This is a genomic window from Flagellimonas onchidii (assembly GCF_004804315.1).
Taxonomy (GTDB): Bacteria; Bacteroidota; Bacteroidia; order Flavobacteriales; family Flavobacteriaceae; genus Flagellimonas; species Flagellimonas onchidii.
This window is the reverse complement of sequence record NZ_SRXX01000046.1, coordinates 1-4,000: the sequence shown is the minus strand read 5'-3', so window position 1 is coordinate 4,000 and position 4,000 is coordinate 1. Positions and strand designations below refer to the sequence as shown.

Annotated in this window: 4 protein-coding genes; all 4 read left to right on the top strand. The window is 44.9% G+C overall.

Annotated features, from left to right (window positions below; translation table 11 throughout):
- Positions 1 to 137 precede the first annotated feature (137 nt).
- Positions 138 to 1,760 carry a hypothetical protein gene (locus E4661_RS18895; RefSeq protein WP_136469021.1) on the top strand — a complete coding sequence of 541 codons (1,623 nt, stop codon included), beginning with the start codon at positions 138 to 140 and terminating at the stop codon, positions 1,758 to 1,760.
- 4 nt (positions 1,761 to 1,764) lie between these two features.
- Positions 1,765 to 1,956, top strand: coding sequence for a hypothetical protein (locus E4661_RS18890; RefSeq protein ID WP_136469020.1), 192 nt, complete (start codon positions 1,765 to 1,767; stop codon positions 1,954 to 1,956).
- A 113-nt stretch (positions 1,957 to 2,069) separates the two neighbouring features.
- Positions 2,070 to 2,969: a tyrosine-type recombinase/integrase gene (locus tag E4661_RS18885; protein ID WP_168796447.1), complete on the top strand. Its 900-nt coding sequence runs from the start codon at positions 2,070 to 2,072 to the stop codon at positions 2,967 to 2,969.
- Entirely contained in the window at positions 2,966 to 3,871 is a 906-nt protein-coding gene (locus E4661_RS18880) for a tyrosine-type recombinase/integrase (protein WP_136469018.1), read from the top strand. Before E4661_RS18885 ends, E4661_RS18880 begins: the two co-directional genes overlap by 4 nt.
- Positions 3,872 to 4,000 lie beyond the last annotated feature (129 nt).

The window sequence follows — 4,000 nt, the reverse complement described above, 5'->3', positions numbered from 1 at the left end:
GCCCCGCCCCCGATAAAGGACTGCTGTTGGAGGGGATTTTAGGAGGTAATACACTGTATTTCAATGTGATAATGTTGATATGTTATTTTCCGAACACTCCTGATTTTGACTTACTTCGACCATAAAATTTTGATTTTATGGCAGGACTGGATAACGATAACGGTAATAATAAGGACAAGTTCATACGTGTGGATTTTTCCGAAGCCGTCCAAGGACATAATTCCTATGGATTGGTTTTTGATGACCCCAACCATATTCTTTTTAAGTCGGAGAATTTGGTTATCGAAGTAGTGGGCGGAATACAGGATATGTTGTTGCCATCGCTTCGGGTAAGCCTAAAAGTGTACAAGCAGGGTGCAAAATCCCCGTTACAGATTTACCGCAGTTCGGAGGTTGACCTTTTCGACGAGAACCAAACGGATTATTTGATAATCAAGGTCTGTGAACGGATCAGGGTTGAATCGTTACGTTTCAAGAACATCCTTTACGACCTTATCGAACGCTTGGACAATTACCGTCGCCACGGTTCGGCACAAACGCCTGTTGTTCCCATAAATTCGGTCATGGCGGACGAGGCCAAAAAGGTGCTTTTGAGCAAATCCCCGTTGTCCGCGATCGAAGCCCTTTTGGTGGATGCGGGTTCGTCCGACCCCAAGACCGCTCTGCAACTTTTTATCATCAGCCTGTCAAGGATTACGGATCAACCTTTGCACGGCATTTTAAATACTTCGCCATTGATCGGACGGCAATTGCTGACGGAATTTTTAAAGGTGCTGCCCAAGGACGATGCCCATGAGTTCACTACCATCAGCAAACACGCTCTGTCCTATCCACCGACCCCCGACTTTTGGCAAGCAAAGACCGTGGTTCTGTACAATCTGCAAAGTGCGTCCAAACAAAACACGTTGCTCGAATACCTATTGCAGGGGCAATCCAAACGATTGGTGACCCAACGGGATGAAAGAACTAAGAACTACCAAAGCCAAAAAAGGGACGTTACCACGACCATCAATCTGATAGGCCATACCGACAAGGATCACCACCCCGCTTTTGCAAGTGCCGATGTGCTTTGCATTCCCATAAACAACGGTACTGCCATCATGGACAGATTGTACGGGAACCAAGTAAAGAATTTGGCAGGGCTTACCGATGAAAACGCTACCGCTTACGCCCGTGAACTGTTACGGCACATCCCCAAACAGCTTGAAGTTTTATCCGTCCACAACCCGATTATCGAGCAAGTACCGTTGAACGGTTTTTTTGGCAACGACCTTAAAAATTTGGGCAGATACCTAAAACTGGTGAACCTGATAACCTTATTGCACCAAAAAAAGCAGACTATCAAGTTGACAAAAACAAAGAAGTACATCGATGTAAAACCCAAATACATGATTCAAAGTTTGGAACTTTTTAGAAGCCTTTGGCTCAAAAAGGACGATGAACTGTATTTCAATGTTCGCAGCACCTTTGGGCGTTTGAAAACGCATTTAAAAGACCAATATCCAACCAATTACAAAGGCGTATTGTTCAAACTTCGGGAAGTCAGGAAACCCTTGGGGATGAACCCCGTTACCCTGCAACGCCATTTAAATACCCTTGAACTCTACGGACAGGTGGAACGGGCATCGGGCAATCAACGTACGGGCTTTAAATACCGAATCATCGAGTGGAACGATCATCGTTCCAAGGTCGATGCCTATGATGAACTGATCCAAAACCTGAACCTTTTAGAGAAAGAGAACCACAAAAAACAAGCGTAAGACCATGAAAAAAGAGCATGATTCCATTATTAAGATCCATATCGGGAAAGAAGATGTGGCGACCCTTCAAAAATCCCTTATCCATGGGATGATGGCACTCACACAAGTGGAGCAACAAGAGATAAATAGATTGGAGACCTTGAACAGCATCTATTGGATGGGCAAAATAGTATTGGACATCGATAACGACCAGTAACGCCCATATCTTGGTTTTGCACGCTACAATCCCAATGGATACCCATGTCCATATACAAAATCGACAAACCAAAACCGTACAGTGGGAGGCTAAGCCCCATTAAAAAAATGGCCATGAAAAAACTGGAACTGAAAAACCCACATTTTATAAAAGCCCACCAAGAATTTGCCCAACGTAAAAAGGACGAGGGAAAATCCCATGCCCATATTACGAGCGTTGCCAACCTGTCCAAGGAGTTTTTGCACTATCTCGAACAAAATAACATTGTTGGTTTGGCTACGGTAACGCGACAAAACATTGATGAATATTTTGACTATCTCACACATCGCCCAAACCAAAGGCGTTTGGGTACGCTGTCATCCGCATACATCAACAAACATAGGGAAGCGGTATTGCGCTTTATGGAGTTCGTCCACGGGGTCGATGTCGGTCAAAGCCCGTTCTATATCCCAAAGCAAAAGACCGATGCCATCCCAAAGGATATTTTGACGGTCGATGAAGTACAGGAATTGTTCAAGGCACAGGACAATACCATAAACGGCATCCGTAACAAGGCGATATTGGGCATCCTTTACGGTTGTGGACTGCGAAAGGGGGAACTGTACCGATTGGACGTGCTGGACATTGATTTTAACAAGAACACCCTACGGGTAAAACAGAGCAAGACCTTTACCCAACGGGACGTGCCGATTGGCCCCGCCGTCAGGAAATACTTGGAGGATTACCTTTATGGCGTTCGGGAAATCTTAGCCCCAGACCACGAACAACAGACCGCCTTTTTACTGAACAATAGCGGTCAACGCATGTCATTGCACGGCATACAGTACAAAATAAAAGAGATTTCCAAGGTGTCAAAGACCCAAAAACCAATAACGGCACATCGGCTGCGCCATGCTATTGCCACACATTTAACGGATGATTTTACCATCGAGGAGATCGCCCAATTTTTGGGGCATTCCTGTATCGATTCCAGTCAGATATACACGCACATCAAATACACCGAACTACCATGATTGATTACGATAAATTCAGAACGTTCCTGATTCAAAGGGGCTATGCGGAACGCACGGTAAAACATTATTCAAATAAATTATGCCAGTACGGTGATTGGTGCAATATGAACCAAATCGGCCCACAACGGGCGACCTTGGAACAGCTTTATGCCTACAAACGCTCTTTGACCGAAAAAGGCTTAAAGGTCGGGACGGTTCGGGAACTGTTGAGCATTTTAAAACACTACTTTTTTAGCATTGGCAGAAAAGAAAATCCTGCTTTATTGATTAAGCACCAAAAACGGGCAAGGACATTGCCCGACAATTTGTTGAGCGAAACAGAACTGACCGAGATGTACCGACTTTGCCAAGCAAAGACCTTTATACAAAAAAGGGACAGGGAGATATTGGGGATGATTATCTTTCAAGGGTTGCGCCGTGAGGAGCTTACCAGTCTGGAACTCCATTTTTTGGATCTTGAAAAAGCGACGATCTATATCCCCGCAACCTTGCAGGGAAACGCCCGAACCCTGAACCTTAAGCCCTTGCAGCTAATGGGATTGATGAACTATGTGTACGAACTGCGCCCAAAGCTGTTGATAGAAGCGAAAAAAGAGACCAACTATCTGTTCTTCTCACAAAGCCAAACCTGCCCGAACCGACAGGGGCGGGGCGACAACAATTCCCTGTCCAACTTTTATATGGCCAAGTGCAAAGCCCTAAAAACACAGTTCCCCTACTTTAAAACACCCACACAGCTTCGGGAATCGAGGTTGAGCCTTTGGGTCGGGGAACACGGACTTAGAAAAGCCCAGTACATGGCAGGGATAAAATATACATCCTCGATGCTGCGCTACAAAAGAGCGGACGTTGACCGATTGGGGCAGAAACTGGGCATCGTACACCCGATGGAAAAGTACTGACCTACCTTTTTTAACATTCTTTAAAATCTTATCTTTACCATAGATTCTGCTTAAAAAAGCAGAATCGGTACGTTCTTTTGAAAAATCTGAAGTGTTGGCCTAAAACTGTATTGGCTATTAAGTCGTTGG

Bases quoted from the DNA above. Each gene is read 5' to 3' on its own strand.
- E4661_RS18895 (WP_136469021.1), top strand. From the start codon at position 138: ATGGCAGGACTGGATAACGATAACGGTAATAATAAGGACAAGTTCATA.
- E4661_RS18890 (WP_136469020.1), top strand. From the start codon at position 1,765: ATGAAAAAAGAGCATGATTCCATTATTAAGATCCATATCGGGAAAGAA.
- E4661_RS18885 (WP_168796447.1), top strand. From the start codon at position 2,070: ATGAAAAAACTGGAACTGAAAAACCCACATTTTATAAAAGCCCACCAA.
- E4661_RS18880 (WP_136469018.1), top strand. From the start codon at position 2,966: ATGATTGATTACGATAAATTCAGAACGTTCCTGATTCAAAGGGGCTAT.